Genomic DNA, 15,560 nt, shown 5'->3' on the forward strand with positions numbered 1-15,560 from the left:
TACGGCGGAATGTGGAGTGAGATCCGTCGTGTGAACGTTTTCATGCCGGGATCGGCGACGTCTCCAGGAGGGACTTCAGGTCGGCGAACACCCGCGGCCAGCCGTCCTGGATCATGGTCCGGATGGTGCTGCCGGGCTCGAAGCCGGTGTGCACGACGGTGAGCTTCACCTGCCCGTCGTCGACGGGTTCGAGTTCGAAGATCGCGGTCGAGAGCGGCTCCGGGCTGATCTTGTCGCGCAGCTCGTCGTCGAAGCCGACCGCGGTCGCGAACTCCGGCGTGATGTGGTGCCACGTGTAGGCGAGCCGCCGGTACGGGTCGTGTTCAACAACGACCTGGTCGGAGCCGGTGATCGTCACCTTGCCGTCGCGCTGGTGCCAGATCATCTCGGAGCCGACCTTCCAGTCGGTCTCGTGGTGCAGCCCCCAGTACTGCTCGGTGAAGGCCGGCTCGGTGAGTGCCCGCCACAGCTGCTCGGGTGTCGTCCGGATGTAGGTCGTGTACACGAAGTCGTTCATGGTGCTCTGAGCCTCCAAAGTGGTCTTGAGGTCGGCGAACAACTGGACCCGGCGCCGGTCGTACTGATGGATCCAGCGGTCGGCGATGGCGTTGATCGGCTCGGCGTTGAGGTGGTGCAGCTTCTCCCGCCCGCGCCACCGGGTCGTGACGAGATTCGCGCTCTCCAGGACGGCGAGGTGTTTGCTCACCGACTGCCGGGCCATGTCGAGCTCCGCGCACAGCTCGCGCAGGGTCTGCCCGTTGCGCGCGTTCAGCAGGTCGAGCAGCCGCCGGCGGCTGGGGTCCGCGAGGGCCCGGAACACCTCGTCGTCCATCAGGCTCCGATCAGTCATGCAGTCAGCCGGCTGCCTGTTCAAAATAGGCAGCCGGAAGGCTGCATGTCAACCCGAATCTGGTTGACGCCCGGGTGAGGATGGTGCCGTGCAGATCACCAGCCTGGGCTACCGGACCGACTTGTTGCTGCTCGAACTGAGCGGCAGCCAGTTCTACGACCGGGGCGGGTACGTCGTGGTGCGGACACCGGACAACCCCGGCTTCTGGTGGGGCAACTTCCTGCTCTACCGGACGCCGTTCGCACCCGACGACGCCAAGATCCGCGTGGACGACTTCCACCGCGAGTTCCCGGCGGCGCAGCATGTCGCGCTCGGCATCGACAGCGTGGACGGCGAGATCGGCGCGGAGGGCGAGCTCGCCGCGGCCGGGTTCACGATCGAGCGCAACGTGGTGATGACCACGGATCGTGTCGTCGCGCCGCAGCGGCCGAACGAGGACTCGACGTACCGGCTGCTGAGCAGCGACGGTGACTGGCAGCAGTTGTTCGAGCAGAATCTCGCTACCGCGGACATGACGGTCGACGCGGCGTACGAGGACTTCGCGCGGCGGAAGCTGGCGGCGAAGCGGCAGCTGGTCGAGGCGGGGCACGGGCTGTGGTTCGGTGCGTTCGAGGGGGAGCGGTTGCAGAGTTCGCTCGGGCTGATGTTCGACGGTAAGGGACTGGCTCGGTTCCAGAACGTGCAGACGTCGCCCGAGGACCGGGGTCGTGGTCTGGCCAGCACGCTGGTCCACCGCGCGTCGACGTACGGGCTGCACGAGGGCGGCGCGAAGACGCTGGTGATGGTCGCCGATCCGGATTATCTGGCGATCCGGATCTATCGCGCGCTCGGGTTCGCGGACTCGGAGACCCAGCTCCAGTTGGTGCTGCCACCTGCGTGACACAGTAGGGCGCATGACTGGACGTGGGGTTGTGCTGGTGACCGGTGGCAGTCGTGGGATCGGAGCGGCCGCGTCGGTGGCGCTGGCGAAGGACGGGTGGGACGTCGGCGTCAACTACCGGACGCAGGCCGACGAGGCGGCTCGGGTCGTCAAGGCGTGCGAGGAGCTCGGCCGGCGGGCGGTCGCCGTCCAGGCCGACGTCGTCGAGGCGGACCAGATCGAGCGCCTCTTCGACACCGTGACCGCCGAGCTCGGCCCGATCGGTGCCGTGATCAACAATGCCGGCGTCGTCTCGCCGGCCGGTCGCGTGGCGGAGTACGACGCCGCGCGCCTCGACCGGGTGTTCCGGATCAACACGATCAGCGCCTTCCTGGTCGCCGGCGCCGCGGTCCGCCGGATGTCGACGGCGTACGGCGGCAGCGGGGGCGTCCTGGTCAACGTCTCCTCCCGTGCCGCGGTGCTCGGATCGGCCGGCGAGTACGTCGACTACGCGGCGAGCAAGGCCGCGGTCGACGCGCTCACCACCGGCCTGGCGAACGAGGTCGCGAAGGAAGGTGTCCGCGTCCTCGGCGTCCGCCCGGGCCTGATCGAGACCGACATCCACGAGCCGGGCCGCCTGGACCGCCTCGGTACGACGCCGCCGCTGGCCCGGCCGGGACGGGTCGAGGAGGTCGCGGAGGTGATCGCCTTCCTCGCGTCGGACCGTTCCTCGTACATGACCGGGACGAGCGTCGACGTCTCCGGAGGGCGCTAGTGGGCTTGCGGCCAGTAGATCTGGCGCGCCGGGCCGGGGTGTCGACCCAGCTCGTCCGCAACTACGAGGCGGCCGGGATTCTGCCGCCGGCGCCGCGGTCGGACACCGGGTACCGGCAGTACGGTCCGGAGCACCTGTCGGCACTGCTGACGTACCGCGCACTCGCGCCAGGCTTCGGCGCCGAGACCGCGACCGAGATCATGCGAGCCGTCCACCACGGCGACGAAGCGCTCGCGTACCGGCTGGTGGACGCAGCCCACGCGGCACTCCACGAGCAGCGCCTCGCGACCGACGCCGCCAGCGACGCCCTGGCCGCGCTCGCCGCGGAACAGGTCGACGAGCACACCGGCCCGTCACTCCTGGTCGGCGAGCTCGCTCATCGTCTCGGCATCCGGCCGTCGGCACTGCGCGTCTGGGAGGCCGCGGGTCTGCTCGCACCCTCGCGTGAGCCGGGGACGAAGTACCGCCGCTACGGGCCCGAGGAGATCCGCGACGCCCGGATCATCCACATGCTCCGCAAAGGCCACTACTACTTCGAGCAGATCAGGCCGGTGCTCGACGGGTTGCGTAGGACCGGTAGCACCGAAGCGCTGCGGGCCGCGATCGCCGAGCGCCGCGCCGCCCACGACCGCCAGACCAAGGCGATGTTGTACGGCGCTGCGCTGCTCCACCAGCTGATCACTCAACTGGTCGCTCAACTGGTCACTGGGGAACAGCAAGCCGCGTCGGCACCGACCGGCCTCGCACAGTGACCAACTCGCTCGTCCGCCACTGATCCGCCTCGGCCGGCTCGCACTCGTCGACGGCCGCCATCGACGCGATCAGCCGCCCGGGTGACGTCTTGGCGAGCTCGCTCAGCCGCGCCGCCTCGTTCACCGGATCCCCGATCACGGTGTATTCGTGCCGCCGTACGTCGCCGACCGTGCCGGCGACCACGATCCCGGCCGTGACGCCGATCCCCGCGGTTGCTTCCGGCAACTCCTCGGACAGCCGCCGCGCCAGCTCCCGGCCGGCACTCAGCGCGCTGCCCGCCGGATCGGGCAGTTCGGCCGGCGCCCCGAAGACGGCCAGTGCCGCGTCGCCCGCGAACTTGTTCACGAACCCGCCCTGCCGGTCCACCTCGTCGACAACGATCGCGAAGAACCGGTTCAGCAGTTGGACGACCTCGGTCGGCGGCCGCTGCGTCGCCAGCTCGGTCGATCCGACCAGGTCGATGAACAGCACCGCCGCGAACCGCTCCTCGCCGCCGAGCCGCTCGCGCGTCAGCGCCTCCTGGACCACGCCCGGCCCGACGTACCGCCCGAAGACGTCGCGGATCCGTTCCCGTTCCCGCAGCCCTTCGGTCATCCGGTTGAAGCCCGCCTGGAGCGACCCGAGCTCGGTACCGTCGAAGACCGGGATGCTCACGTCCAGCCGCCCCTCGCCGATCAGCGTCAGCGCGTCCCGCACCGACCGGACCGGAGCCACGACCGACTTCGCCGAGAGCCAGGTCAGGAGGGCACCGTTGCCGAGCGCCACGATGCCGAGCGCAAGGATCACGATCGACAGCCGCGTGGCGGTGACGTCGCGCTCGATCAGCGACAGGACGGCGGCCAGCATCAGGCCGGCCACCGGGACGGCGGACCCGACGGCCCAGAAGAAGATCGTCCGTGCCTTCAGCCCGGCCGCGAGCAGCCGTCGCGGCGGCGGTGAGTCGACGAGGGCCCGGGCCGCGACCGGCCGGAGCGCGAACTCGGTCAGCAGGTAGGAGACCGCACAGGTGATGATCGTGCCGTCGATCACGGTCAGCGCGACGCGCAGCGCGTTCTCGGGCTGCAGAACCACGGTCATGACGGTGAAGAAGACCGCGGCGACCAGCCAGAGCACCACCTCGATCAGCGTGAGCCGGAGCGGCAGTTGCAGCGTGGCGATCTGCTCCCGGCGGGTGGCCGGTCGGTCCAGGTCGATCCACCGGGTCACGCGGCGGGTCAGGCGGATGCTCCAGACGCAGCCGATCGCCATCGCGAACACGAAGTACAGCGGGATGATGATCGCGTCGACGAGCTGCAGCCGGTCGACCAGCGACGGGCCGGGCAGGACGAAGACCGCGAGCACGAAGACGACCACGGCGCCGATCAGGTTGGTGCCGATCGAGAAGGTGGTCATCAGGACCTGCAGCCGGGCCCGGAGCCGCCGGGGACTCTGGTCGACGGGACCGAGCAGCCACGATCCGAACGGCCGCCGTCTCAGTACCAGCTCCGGACTGCCGTGGCTCGTCATGGTGACAGTCTGCTGGTAGGCACCCCCGGGCGCGCAACCGGTGTCAGGACCGAACCGGGGTTTTGGCACGGTGGTGCGGATGACCCAGATTGGTCGTCCGAACCGGCCAGGACGTGGGTACTGTTCCCCGGACGCCTCACCCTGGAGCTCCCTTGACGCACGATCGCCACTCCTACGCCGAGCCACAGCTGGTTCGGACCACCCACCTCGAGCTGGACCTCGCGCTCGATTTCACCGAGAACGTGCTGGCCGGCAGTGCCACGCACACGCTCGCGTGGACCGGCCAGGGCGACCGCCTCGTCCTCGATACCCGCGACCTCACGGTGCTCGGCGTCGAGGGACAGACGGCCGACGGCTGGGAACCGCTCGAGTACGGCGTGGGTATCCCGGACAAGGAGCTCGGGTCCGCGCTCACGATCCGGACGGCCGGCCATCCGCGGGTGAAGGTCAGCTACCGGACCGCGCCGACCGCGAGCGGGCTGCAGTGGCTCGAGCCGGCGATGACGGCCGGTGGCGTGATGCCGTTCATGTTCAGCCAGTCGCAGGCGATCCACGCGCGCAGCTGGGTGCCGCTGCAGGACACCCCGAGTGTCCGGTTCAGCTACGCCGCGCACGTCACCGCGCCGCCGGAGCTGATGGTGCTGATGAGCGCCGACAACGGTACGACGTCGCGCCGGACCGGCTCGTACGACGTGGTGATGCCCGAGCCGATCCCGTCGTACCTGCTGGCCATCGCCGCGGGCGACCTCGTGTTCGAGCCGCTCGGTGAGCGTTCCGGTGTGTGGGCCGAGCCTGCCACGGTGCGGAAGGCGGCGACCGAGTTCGCCGACACCGAGGAGATGATGCGAGTCACCGAGGAGCTCTTCGGTCCGTACCGCTGGGGCCGCTACGACCTGCTCGTCCTCCCGCCCTCCTTCCCGTACGGCGGGATGGAGAACCCGCGGATGACGTTCGCGACCCCGACGGTGGTGATCGGCGACAAGTCGCTGGTCAGCGTGATCGCGCACGAACTCGCGCACAGCTGGTCCGGCAACCTGGTCACCCAGGACAGCTGGGACGACATCTGGCTGAACGAGGGCTTCACGTCGTACGTGGAGAACCGGATCGTCGAGGCGGTCTACGGGTCCGAGTTCGCGCTGATGGAGACCGCGATCAAGCAGCACGCGACCGTGGTGAAGCTGGATCCGCTGACGCCGGCCGAGCTCGCGGTCGAACTGCCGGGCCTGCACCACCGCTCGGAGTACCACGGGACGACCTCGACCGGGCCGCTCAAGGGGTCGTGGTTCCTGTCCTGGCTGGAGCAGCGGTTCACGCGGGAGATCTTCGACCCGTTCCTGCGCGGGTACTTCGACCGGTTCGCGTTCCAGAGCATCAACACCGACAACTTCGTCGAGCACCTCCGCGAGCAGCTGATCGCGCCGCATCCGGGCGTGGTGACCGACGACGAGCTGGCGGCCTGGCTGTACGAGCCGGGGATCCCGGCGTTCGCCGAACGCGCGGCGTCGATGCGGTTCCAGGTCGTGGACGAGGCCCGCGCCAACTGGCTGACCACGGGCGAGCTGCCGCACGGCGCGGAGCGGTGGACCACGCAGGAGTGGCTGCGGTTCCTGGACGCGGCTCCCGACGTACTGAGCCCGGTGCTGCTGCAGCAGCTGGACCGCGCGTTCGGCCTGACCGGGACCGCGAACGGTGAGATCGCCAGGCGCTGGTACCAGATCGTTGCCGCCAGCAGCTACGAGGCGGCGTACGCCGAGATGGCCGAGTTCCTCACCAAGGTCGGGCGGATGAAGCTGATCCTGCCGGTCTACCAGGCCCTGGCCGGCACCGACCGCGCCTTCGCCGCCGAGGTCTTCGCCAAGGCCCGCCCGGGCTACCACCCCATCACGACCGCGGCAGTGCAGAAGATCCTGGGCCAGTAGCCGGGACACTAGAGGTCGAGTTTGCGGCGGCGCACCTCGGACTGGGGGCGGTAGCCGAGGCGGTCGTTCGTACGGCGCATCGGCGTGTTGGTGTCGACGGTGTCGGTGAGCAGGCCGTCGAGGTCGGGGAAGCGCCGCCGGGTCTCCCGGATCTGCGCGGCTTTCATCCACAGCGCCAGACCGCGGCCGCGGTGCTTGGGGAGGACGGCGGTGCCGTAGTGCTGCCCGTCGCCCTTCCCGTCACCTGGTACGACGACCTCGGTGAAGCCGGCGATCCGCTCCGAGGGGTCGATCGCCGCGACGACCGACAGATGCTCACCGCGCTGCTCGATGACCTGAGCGGCGTACCGGGTCCGCTCGACGTCCCACACGTCCACACCGGTCCGGATCGTGCCCGACGGCGCGTCGTCCATCGCTGTCCGCGCGTCGGTGAACGTCTGCACCAGCTCGTCGGGTACGACGCCCTCCCAGGAGACGAGCCGATACCCGGGGACCTCCGGCACGTCGGGAATCGGATCGGTCAGGTCGAGACGCGTGTAGATCAGCGTCAGCCCGATCGCGAAGCCGTGGTGTTCGAGGAAGCGGTCGCCGACGGAGTCGACGTCGGCGTCGGCGAGCAGTGTCCGGACCTCGTGCTCGCGGCCGCTGGTGACGACCGCGTCGAGCAGTCGCGAGCCGATGCCGCGGCGGCGCTCGGCCGGGTGCACGGTGAGCTCGAGCTCGGCCAGGTGCGCCTGGTGGCGCCGGCTGTTGAGCCTGAGGAACGCGGAGCCCACCGGCGTACCGTCGGCCTCCGTGGCCAGCCAGGCGAGCCGGCGGCTGAGCGGGCGGTAGTCGGGATCTGTCAGGGGAATCAGTCGGATGCTCAAGTGGTCAAGATAACGCGGTCCTGGATCAGGTGCCGCCGGGTCCCCGATCGGTTACCGTGGCGCGCAGGTCACAACGGGGTGCGGCGAACGGGGAGAGGAGCCAGGGGTGGACCAGCTGGACGGTGCGGCTCGCGGCGGGATGGCAGTACGTACGATCGGTGCCGATCATGTCGCACTGCGCGAGCAGGTCCTCGCGGAACTGCGGCGGCGGATCGTCGACGGCGAGTACGGCCAGGGGGAGCGGTTGACCGAAACCCGGCTCGCGGACGACTTCGGGGTGTCACGGAATCCGGTCCGGGAAGCGCTCCGGGTGGTCGAGGCCGAGGGCTTCGTGCAGATCCTGCCGCGCCGCGGTGCGGTGGTGGCGACTCTCGACGAGCTGGCGGTGCGAGACCTGTTCGGCGTACGGCAGCAGCTCGAGACGCTCGCGGCCGGGCTGGCCGCGGAGCGCGCGACGGCCAAGGGGATCGCGACGCTCCGGCAGTTGATTGACCAGGCCAACGAAGCGACCGCGGCGCAGGACTTCGACCGGGTCGCGGAGCTGAACAGCGCGTTCCACCGAGCCGTGATCGAGGTCAGCGGGAATCGCTGGCTGCACTCGATCTCGGCCGCGATGTACCACCACGTGCACTGGGTGTTCCGGGTCGGGGCGGCCCAGCGGGCACCGCACTCGTCCGAGGAACACGTCCGGCTGGTCGACGCGATCGAGGCGGGCGACGCCGAGGCAGCGAGTACCGCCGCCCGCCTGCACGTCGAGGCCGCCGCGCGGGCGGCACTCGGTCAGCGACCGACCGCGTAGCCCTGCATGCCGCGCGGGTTCGCCGCGGCCGCGAGCACCCCGTCGGCCTCCTTGCGTACGGCGCACAGCCGGCCGAGGCTCCACGCGTCGGACTCCGTGACGACGTGCCCGCGCCGGACGAGCTCGTCCCGCACGTCCTTGCCGACGCGGGTCTCCATGACAAGGCCACCGGGCTCGGTTGCGCGCGGGTAGAACGACGACGGGAAGCCCGTAGTGTGCCAGGCCGGCGCGTCGATCGCCTCCTGCAGATCCATCCCGGCGCCGAGGTGCCGCAGCAGGAACAGCAGTTGCCACTGGTCCTGCTGGTCGCCACCGGGTGAGCCGCACGCCATCACCGGTTCGCCGTCGCGGAGTACGAGCGTCGGCGTCAGCGTGGTGCGCGGCCGCTTGCCGGGGGCGAGCGAGGCCGGCAGGCCCTCCTCGAGCCAGAACATCTGCGCGCGGCTGCCGAGACAGAAGCCGAGCTCGGGAATCGTCGGCGACGACTGCAGCCAGCCGCCGCTCGGCGTCGCGGAGATCATGTTGCCCCACCGATCGACGACGTCGACGTGACAGGTGTCGCCGCGGGTCACACCGGCGGACGAGACGGTCGGCTCACCGGTCGTGGCATCGCCCGGCTCGTTGCTCGTCGCAACCGACGGGAGTACCGGTTCGCGGCCGTCCGGGCTGCCCGGGCGGAGCTCGAGCGAGGCGTCCAGTCCGATCAGCTTCGCGCGCTCGGCGGCGTACGCAGGGGAGAGGAGTGTGTCGAGCGGTACGTCGGCGCCGTCGCCGTACCAGGCCTCGCGGTCGGCGTACGACAGCTTCATCGCCTCGACCGTGGCGTGCACGCCGTCGGCGCTGTCCAGATCGACGTCACCGAGCGCCGCGAGAACCGCGAGGGACTGGAGCAGACCGGGTCCTTGGCCCCACGGGCCGGTCTTCGCGACGGTGTAGCCGTTCCACTCGTACGTCGCCGGGTCTTCCCAGCTCGCCTCGAACGCGGCCACGTCGTCGCCGGTGATCAGGCCGGCATGGTCGTCGCCGCTGGAGTCGCGGTGCGGGATCCTGGAGAACTTGTCGATCGCCTCGGCGACGAAACCCTGGCGCCAGGTCGCCCGCGCGCGCTCGATCTGCGCCTGCCGGTCGGCGCCGGCCGCCTCGCCCTCCGCGACGATCTTCTCCAGCGTGGCGGCGTACGCCGGGTTGCTGAACCGGCCGGTCACCGGCCGGCCGCCCTGCAACCACAACGCGGCCGAGGTCTGCCAGTGCTTCTCGAACAGGTCCTGGACGGTGCTGATCGTGTCCGCGACCCGCGGCACCAGCGGATGCCCGTTGCGCGCGTACTCGATGGCCGGCTCGAGTACGACGCTCAGCGGCAGCGTGCCGTGGTCGCGGAGCAGGAGCAGCCACGCGTCGACCGCGCCGGGGACAGTCGCCGCGAGCGGACCCGAGCCAGGGACGAGCGTCAGACCGAGCGACCGGTAGTGCTCGATCGTCGCCCCGGCCGGAGCGACACCCTGACCACAGAGCACCCGCGGCGACGGGTCGTCGGCGGTCGCGATGATCGCCGGGACCTCACCACCGGGCCCGTTGAGGTGCGGCTCGACCACGTGCAGCACGAATCCGGCCGCGGCGCCCGCGTCGAACGCGTTACCGCCGAGCTCGAGAATCCGCATCGCCGACTGCGACGCGAGCCAGTGCGTGGACGAAACCATCCCGAACGTACCGCGCAGCGTGGGCCGGGTGGTGAAGGTCATCGAGACACTCCTTCAGTTGGGCGGACGTCGGGGCCGGTGCCGTCGTCGTTCACGAGGTGACAAGCCACTTGGTGTCCACCTTCGCCGATCGTGCGTTGTTCCGGGACGACTGTCCGGCATTTGTCCACCGCGACCGGGCACCTGGTGTGGAACCGGCAGCCGGGGGGTGGGTCGATCGCGGACGGCAGATCGTCACCGAGCAGCACGGGACGACGGGCGCGCTGCTCGGCGGGATCGGGAACGGGCGCCGCGGACAGCAGCGCCTGGGTGTACGGGTGGGCCGGCGTGCCGAAGATCCGCCGGCGCGGACCTTGCTCGACGAGCTGACCGAGGTACATCACCGCGACCTCGTCGGCGAGGTACTCGACCGCGGACAGGTCGTGCGTGATGAACAAGCACGCGAACCCGAGGTCACGCTGCAGGTCCGCCAGCAGATTGAGTACGGCGGCCTGCACCGACACGTCCAGCGCGCTCGTCGGCTCGTCGGCCACGAGTAGCCGCGGCTCGGAGATCAATGCGCGAGCGATGCTGACCCGCTGACGCTGACCACCGGACAGCTCGTGCGGTGCACGCTGCGCGACCTCGGGACGCAGGCCGACCCGGCGGAGCGCGTCGGCGACCTTCGCCGCGATGTCCTTACGGCGCATCAGCCGAAGCGGCTCGCCGACGATGTCTCCGACCGACAGCCGTGGGTCGAGCGAGCCCGCGGGATCCTGGAAGACGATCGAGACGTCACGGCGATGCGGGCGGAGCTGTCTGCGGGTCAGATGGGTGATGTCGGCGCCGGCCAACTGGACGGTTCCACCTGTCGGCTCGAGCAGTCGGACGATGCAGCGGCCGACCGTGGACTTGCCGGAGCCGCTCTCGCCGACCAGTGCGACGACGGAGCCGGGCCGGATCCGCAGCGTCACACCGTCGACGGCGCGCACCGGTCCGAAGTGCATGACCAGGTCTTCGACAGCGAGTGCGTCCATCAGACCTCCACTGGTTCGCGGACCGGGTTCCAGCACGCGACGCGGTGCGGGCCGTCGGTCAGTCGCGGCTGGGACGACGTACAGGTGTCGACGGACCGGGTGCAGCGGTCGGCGAACGTGCAGGCGTCGGGCTGTTCGGTGAGCACCGGGACGAGGCCGGGAATCTCGTTGAGGCGCTGCGATTCCGCGTGCCGTCCGGCGGCGGGGGAGGCGCCGAGCAGGCCCACGGTGTAGGGGTGTTGCGGGCGCGCGAACAGGTCGTGGACCTCGGCGGTCTCGACGACGCGTCCGGCGTACATCACCGCGACCCGGTCGGCGAGGTCGGCGACGACACCGAGGTCGTGGGTGATCAGGACGATGCTCGTCCCGAGACGTTCCCGCAGACCCCGCAGTACGTCGAGGATGCCGGCCTGGATCGTGACGTCGAGGGCCGTCGTCGGCTCGTCGGCGATCAGCACCTTCGGATCGCAGGCGACCGCCATCGCGATCATCACCCGCTGCCGCATCCCGCCGGACAGTTGATGCGGGTAGTCGCTGACCCGGCGTTCCGCGGACGGGATGCCGACGAGCTTCAGCAGTTCGATCGCGCGGGCGTGCGCCGCCTGGCGGGCGAGGCCGATGTGCGTCCGCAGTACTTCGCTGATCTGGTGGCCGACCGTGAAGACCGGGTTGAGCGAGGTCATCGGCTCCTGGAAGATGTACGCCACCTCGCGACCGCGGATCGACCGGAGGGTGCGCTTGTCGGCGCCGATCAGTTCGGTGCCGTCCAGCCGAACGGAGCCGCCGACGGTCGCGGTCCGGGGGAGCAGGCCCGCGATGCTCATCGCGGTCACGCTCTTGCCGCATCCGGACTCGCCGACGACCGCGAGTACTTCGCCGTCGCCGACCTCGAGGCTCACCCGGTCCACGGCCGACAACGGGCCGTCCTCGGTCCGGAACGTGACGGTCAGGTCCTGCACCTGCAGTACGGGCTTCATCGGCGGCTCGCCTTCGGATCGAGGGCGTCGCGGAGACTGTCGCCGACGACGTTGAACGCCAGCGTGAGCAGCATGATCGCGACACCCGGCATCACCGCGGCCCACGGTGCCCGGGACGCGAACTGCTGCGCGTCGGCGAGCATCGTGCCGAGGCTCGGGGCCGGCGGCTGGATGCCGAGGCCGAGGAACGACAGCACCGCCTCGCCGAGGATCGCCGCCGGGATGCCGACGGTGGCCTGGACGATGATCGCGGACCCGGCGTTCGGCAGGATGTGCCGGCCGAGCACCCAGGCGTCGCTCGCACCCTCGACGATCGCGGCGGCGACGAAGTCCAGCGACTTCAGCCGGAGCGTCTCGGAGCGGACGATCCGGATCATGCCCGGGATCTGGGCGATGCCGATCGCGATCGCGGCGTTCCCGAGACTCGCGCCGCGGATCGCGGCCAGCCCGACCGCGAGGATCAGGAACGGGAACGCCAGCACGAGGTCGGTGAACCGCGAGATCAGCGCGTCGATCGTCCGGAAGTACCCGGCGACCAGGCCGAGCGGTACGCCGATGACGAGCGAGAACGCGACGGCGAGGATGCCGACGTGCAGGGACGCACGGAGCCCGAACATGATCCGGGACAGCACGTCCCGGCCGAGGTCGTCGGTGCCGAGTAGGTACCCGGCCGTCCCCGGCGGCGAGAACGCGTTGCTGAGATGGTTCTGCGTGGGCTCGTGCGGCGCCAGCCAGTTCGCGAACACGGCGAGCACGATCGCGATCGCGAGGACGGCGAGCCCGGTGAGAGCCAGCGGGTTGTGGAGGACCCGGCGTACCACTCGGCTCCGGGTACTGCGCAGTGGCGCCCCTGGTGTCCCCGTCACGGCTTCGGCTACCGCCATCACGCCTCACCTCGCACGCGGATCCGCGGATCGATCACGGAGTACAACAGGTCGACGAGCAGATTGATCACGATGTAGGCCGTCGCGGTGACCAGCACGACAGCCTGGATCACCGGGTAGTCGCGCTGGAACACGGCGTCGACGGTGAGCTTGCCGAAGCCGGGCAGCGCGAAGATCCGCTCGGTCACCACGGCGCCGGAGATGAGTGCGCCGAGCTGCAGGCCGACGATCGTCACGACCACGATCAGACTGTTGCGCAGGGCATGCTTTCCGATCACGGCCTTCGGTGGCAGCCCCTTCGCCTCCGCGGTCCGGATGTAGTCGGCGGAGAGCGCGTCGAGCATCGAGGAACGGGTCTGGCGCATGATCACCGCGGCCAGTCCGGTCCCGAGGATCAGGGCCGGCAGGATCAGATGATGCAGGTTCGCCACCGGGTTGCTGAAGAACGGTACGAAGCCGGAGGCGGGAAAGAGGCCGAGGGCAACGGACAGGTAGAGGATCGCCATCAGCCCGAGCCAGAAGTGCGGCACCGACAGACCGAGCAGCGCGAGCGCGTTCGCCGCCCACTCGGCCGGACGCCCACGCCGTACGGCGGCCACCACGCCGGCGCCGACCCCGATCACACTCGCGATCACGATCGCCAGCGCCGAGAGTTCGATCGTCACCGGCAGCGCGCTCACGATCATCGAACGCACGGAGTCGCCGGTCCTGATCGACTCGCCGAGATCCCCGCGCGCCGCGTGGCTGACGAACTGCCAGAACTGCACCAGCCAGGACTGATCCAGTCCGTACTGCTGACGGATCGCGCGCAGTGACTCCGGATCCCGGTCCTCACCGGCCAGCGCCAGTGCGGGATCGCCCGGCAACGCCCGCACTCCGACGAACACCACGATCGTCGCGAGCACCAGCGTCACCGCCGACTGCCACAACCGGTTGAGGAGGTACCGCCTCACTTGGCGAATCCTGCGAAGGCTGTGCGGATGACGCCGTCGGGGTAGACCTGGATGCCGAGCAGCTTCTTGGAGACGCCGGTGAGGTTGCGCTGGCGGTACATGTAGATGATCGGGTCGTCGGCCTGGAGCTTGGTGACGACATCGCCGTAGAGCTTGACGCGGTCGGCCTGGTTGGTCGCCTGGCGGGCGTCGGTGAGCAGTTTGTCGACCTCGGGGTTGCTGTACCCGGCGACGTTCTGGCTACCGGTCGTCGCGACGAAGCTGTAGATGTTGGCGTCCGGGTCGACCCGGCCCGACCAGCCGAGCTGCAGGAGTTCGAAGTCACCGCGATCCTGCTGGTCCAGCAGAGCGGCGTACTCGACCGGCTTGATGACCAGGTCGAAGCCGCCCTCCTTCACCATGCCCTGCAGGGCCTGCGCGAGCCGCAGACTGTCCGGGTTGTTCGACGTGATCATCTCGACCTTGTACGGCGTCTGTACGCCGGCGTCCGCGAGCAACTGCTTGGCCTTCGCGGGGTCGTGGGGCGGACAGGTCTGCGCTGCGTCGGACGTGAACTCGCTCTTCGGCGAGACCGGCGAGCAGGCCACGGTGTTCAGGCCGTTGAAGATCGACTTGACCAGCGCCTCGCGGTCGATCGACAGCGCGAGTGCCTGCCGGACCCGCGGGTCCTTCGCGATCGGGGTGTCGAGCGGCTTCAGCGGGTTTCCGATCCCGTTCGCGTTGGCGACGTTGATCGTCAGACCCTGGTACCCGAGCGACTGGGACTGCAGCACGCTGACGCTGTCGTCCTTCTGTAGTTGCGGCGCGTCCTGTGTCGAGAGGGAGTCCGCGACCTGCGCGTCGCCGGACTTCAGGTTGGCAGACCGGATGCTCGAGTCGGTGATGATCCGGTACTCGATCCCGTCCAGGTGCACCTTCGCGGCGTCGTAGTACTGCGGGTCCTTGACCACCTTGATCGAGTTCTGCGCGACCCGGCTGGCGAACTTGAACGGGCCGACGCAGACCGGCGCGGTGGAGAAGTTCGCGCCGAGCTTGGTGACCGCGGCCGGGCTGAGCACCATCCCGGCGCGGTCGGCGAGCGCGGCGGTCAGCGGTGCGAACGGCTTGGACAGCTTGATGACGACGGTCTTCGGATCCGGTGTGTCGATCGAGGTGATCGGGCCGAGTTCGCTCTTGCGCGCGGAACCGGCCAGCGTCAGGTGCCGGTTCAGGGAGACCTTGACCGCGGTGGAGTCGAAGGCGGTGCCGTCGGCGAACTTCACGCCCTCCTTCAGCGGGATGGTCAGGCTGAGCCCGTCGCCGGAGACGGTCGGCAGCGCGGTGGCGAGCTGCGGAACCACCTTGGCGTCGGAGCCGAGGTCGTACAGCTTCTCGCACATGGTGTGGAAGACGTAGCGCGAGTACAGGCTGCGGGACAGCGTCGGGTCGAGCTTGTCGGGGTCGGCGGAGAGCGCGACCGTCAGCGTCCCGCCCTGCTTGACCTGCGCCGCGTCGGCGGGCTCCCCGAAGACGTCCTGCTCGCCGGTGGACTGACCACCGGTGGACGGGCTGTCGCCGCCGGCGGGCTCGACGGGTGAGCAGGCGGTGCCGGTCAGGGCCAGCGCGACAACGGCCGCGCCGGTCCCGACCAGACTCCTGGTGGTGAGGCGGTTCAGTGCAGGTCGACGAGTCATCGCGTGCTCCTGAGTAGGCGGATGCAGTCG

Annotated in this window: 14 protein-coding genes; 5 read left to right on the forward strand and 9 right to left on the reverse strand. The window is 69.9% G+C overall.

Features of this window, described 5'->3' with window-relative positions; all coding sequences use genetic code 11:
* Nucleotides 1–40: 40 nt before the first annotated feature.
* Nucleotides 41–850 carry an ArsR/SmtB family transcription factor gene (locus tag ACFYRH_RS24930; protein ID WP_387779810.1) on the reverse strand — a complete coding sequence of 270 codons (810 nt, stop codon included), beginning with the start codon at nt 848–850 and terminating at the stop codon, nt 41–43.
* Nucleotides 851–938: 88 nt separating this feature from the next.
* On the opposite strand from ACFYRH_RS24930, the gene ACFYRH_RS24935 reads away from it, so the two are divergent.
* Genes ACFYRH_RS24935 through ACFYRH_RS24945 form a run of 3 tightly spaced genes read left to right on the forward strand, consistent with a single transcriptional unit; the run spans nt 939 to nt 3,236 of the window.
* Nucleotides 939–1,730, forward strand: coding sequence for a GNAT family N-acetyltransferase (locus tag ACFYRH_RS24935; protein ID WP_387779813.1), 792 nt, complete (start codon nt 939–941; stop codon nt 1,728–1,730).
* Nucleotides 1,731–1,743: 13 nt separating this feature from the next.
* A complete protein-coding gene (locus ACFYRH_RS24940; protein ID WP_387779816.1) occupies nt 1,744–2,484 on the forward strand; it encodes an SDR family oxidoreductase in 741 nt (246 codons plus the stop codon).
* Entirely contained in the window at nt 2,484–3,236 is a 753-nt protein-coding gene (locus ACFYRH_RS24945) for a MerR family transcriptional regulator (RefSeq protein WP_387779819.1), read from the forward strand. Before ACFYRH_RS24940 ends, ACFYRH_RS24945 begins: the two co-directional genes overlap by 1 nt.
* On the opposite strand, the gene ACFYRH_RS24950 is transcribed toward ACFYRH_RS24945, so the two are convergent.
* Entirely contained in the window at nt 3,187–4,743 is a 1,557-nt protein-coding gene (locus ACFYRH_RS24950) for an adenylate/guanylate cyclase domain-containing protein (protein ID WP_387779822.1), read from the reverse strand. The genes ACFYRH_RS24945 and ACFYRH_RS24950 overlap by 50 nt on opposite strands.
* 152 nt (nt 4,744–4,895) lie before the next feature.
* Here ACFYRH_RS24950 and ACFYRH_RS24955 point away from each other — a divergent pair, with 152 nt between their 5' ends.
* The gene (locus ACFYRH_RS24955) at nt 4,896–6,662 is read left to right on the forward strand and encodes a M1 family metallopeptidase (RefSeq protein ID WP_387779825.1); all 1,767 of its coding nucleotides are present in this window, start codon (nt 4,896–4,898) and stop codon (nt 6,660–6,662) included.
* 8 nt (nt 6,663–6,670) lie between these two features.
* On the opposite strand, the gene ACFYRH_RS24960 is transcribed toward ACFYRH_RS24955, so the two are convergent.
* Nucleotides 6,671–7,531 carry a GNAT family N-acetyltransferase gene (locus ACFYRH_RS24960; protein WP_387779828.1) on the reverse strand — a complete coding sequence of 287 codons (861 nt, stop codon included), beginning with the start codon at nt 7,529–7,531 and terminating at the stop codon, nt 6,671–6,673.
* A 106-nt stretch (nt 7,532–7,637) separates the two neighbouring features.
* On the opposite strand from ACFYRH_RS24960, the gene ACFYRH_RS24965 reads away from it, so the two are divergent.
* Nucleotides 7,638–8,330 carry a GntR family transcriptional regulator gene (locus tag ACFYRH_RS24965; protein WP_387779831.1) on the forward strand — a complete coding sequence of 231 codons (693 nt, stop codon included), beginning with the start codon at nt 7,638–7,640 and terminating at the stop codon, nt 8,328–8,330.
* Here the strand turns inward: ACFYRH_RS24965 and ACFYRH_RS24970 are convergent.
* Genes ACFYRH_RS24970 through ACFYRH_RS24995 form a run of 6 tightly spaced genes read right to left on the reverse strand, consistent with a single transcriptional unit; the run spans nt 8,312 to nt 15,530 of the window.
* The gene (locus ACFYRH_RS24970) at nt 8,312–10,069 is read right to left on the reverse strand and encodes a gamma-glutamyltransferase family protein (protein WP_387779833.1); all 1,758 of its coding nucleotides are present in this window, start codon (nt 10,067–10,069) and stop codon (nt 8,312–8,314) included. The genes ACFYRH_RS24965 and ACFYRH_RS24970 overlap by 19 nt on opposite strands.
* Nucleotides 10,066–11,043 carry an ABC transporter ATP-binding protein gene (locus ACFYRH_RS24975; protein WP_387779836.1) on the reverse strand — a complete coding sequence of 326 codons (978 nt, stop codon included), beginning with the start codon at nt 11,041–11,043 and terminating at the stop codon, nt 10,066–10,068. Before ACFYRH_RS24975 ends, ACFYRH_RS24970 begins: the two co-directional genes overlap by 4 nt.
* Complete coding sequence (locus ACFYRH_RS24980) at nt 11,043–12,020, reverse strand: ABC transporter ATP-binding protein (RefSeq protein ID WP_387779839.1); 978 nt, start codon at nt 12,018–12,020, stop codon at nt 11,043–11,045. Before ACFYRH_RS24980 ends, ACFYRH_RS24975 begins: the two co-directional genes overlap by 1 nt.
* Nucleotides 12,017–12,904: an ABC transporter permease gene (locus ACFYRH_RS24985; protein ID WP_387779842.1), complete on the reverse strand. Its 888-nt coding sequence runs from the start codon at nt 12,902–12,904 to the stop codon at nt 12,017–12,019. Before ACFYRH_RS24985 ends, ACFYRH_RS24980 begins: the two co-directional genes overlap by 4 nt.
* Nucleotides 12,904–13,857 (reverse strand): ABC transporter permease, encoded by a 954-nt coding sequence (locus ACFYRH_RS24990; protein WP_387779845.1) that lies wholly within the window; start codon nt 13,855–13,857, stop codon nt 12,904–12,906. The genes ACFYRH_RS24985 and ACFYRH_RS24990 overlap by 1 nt, the downstream gene beginning before the upstream one ends.
* The gene (locus ACFYRH_RS24995; RefSeq protein WP_387779847.1) at nt 13,854–15,530 is read right to left on the reverse strand and encodes an ABC transporter substrate-binding protein; all 1,677 of its coding nucleotides are present in this window, start codon (nt 15,528–15,530) and stop codon (nt 13,854–13,856) included. The genes ACFYRH_RS24990 and ACFYRH_RS24995 overlap by 4 nt, the downstream gene beginning before the upstream one ends.
* Nucleotides 15,531–15,560: the final 30 nt, after the last annotated feature.

It is taken from the genome of Kribbella sp. NPDC004875, from assembly GCF_042873375.1.
Lineage (GTDB): Bacteria > Actinomycetota > Actinomycetes > Propionibacteriales > Kribbellaceae > Kribbella.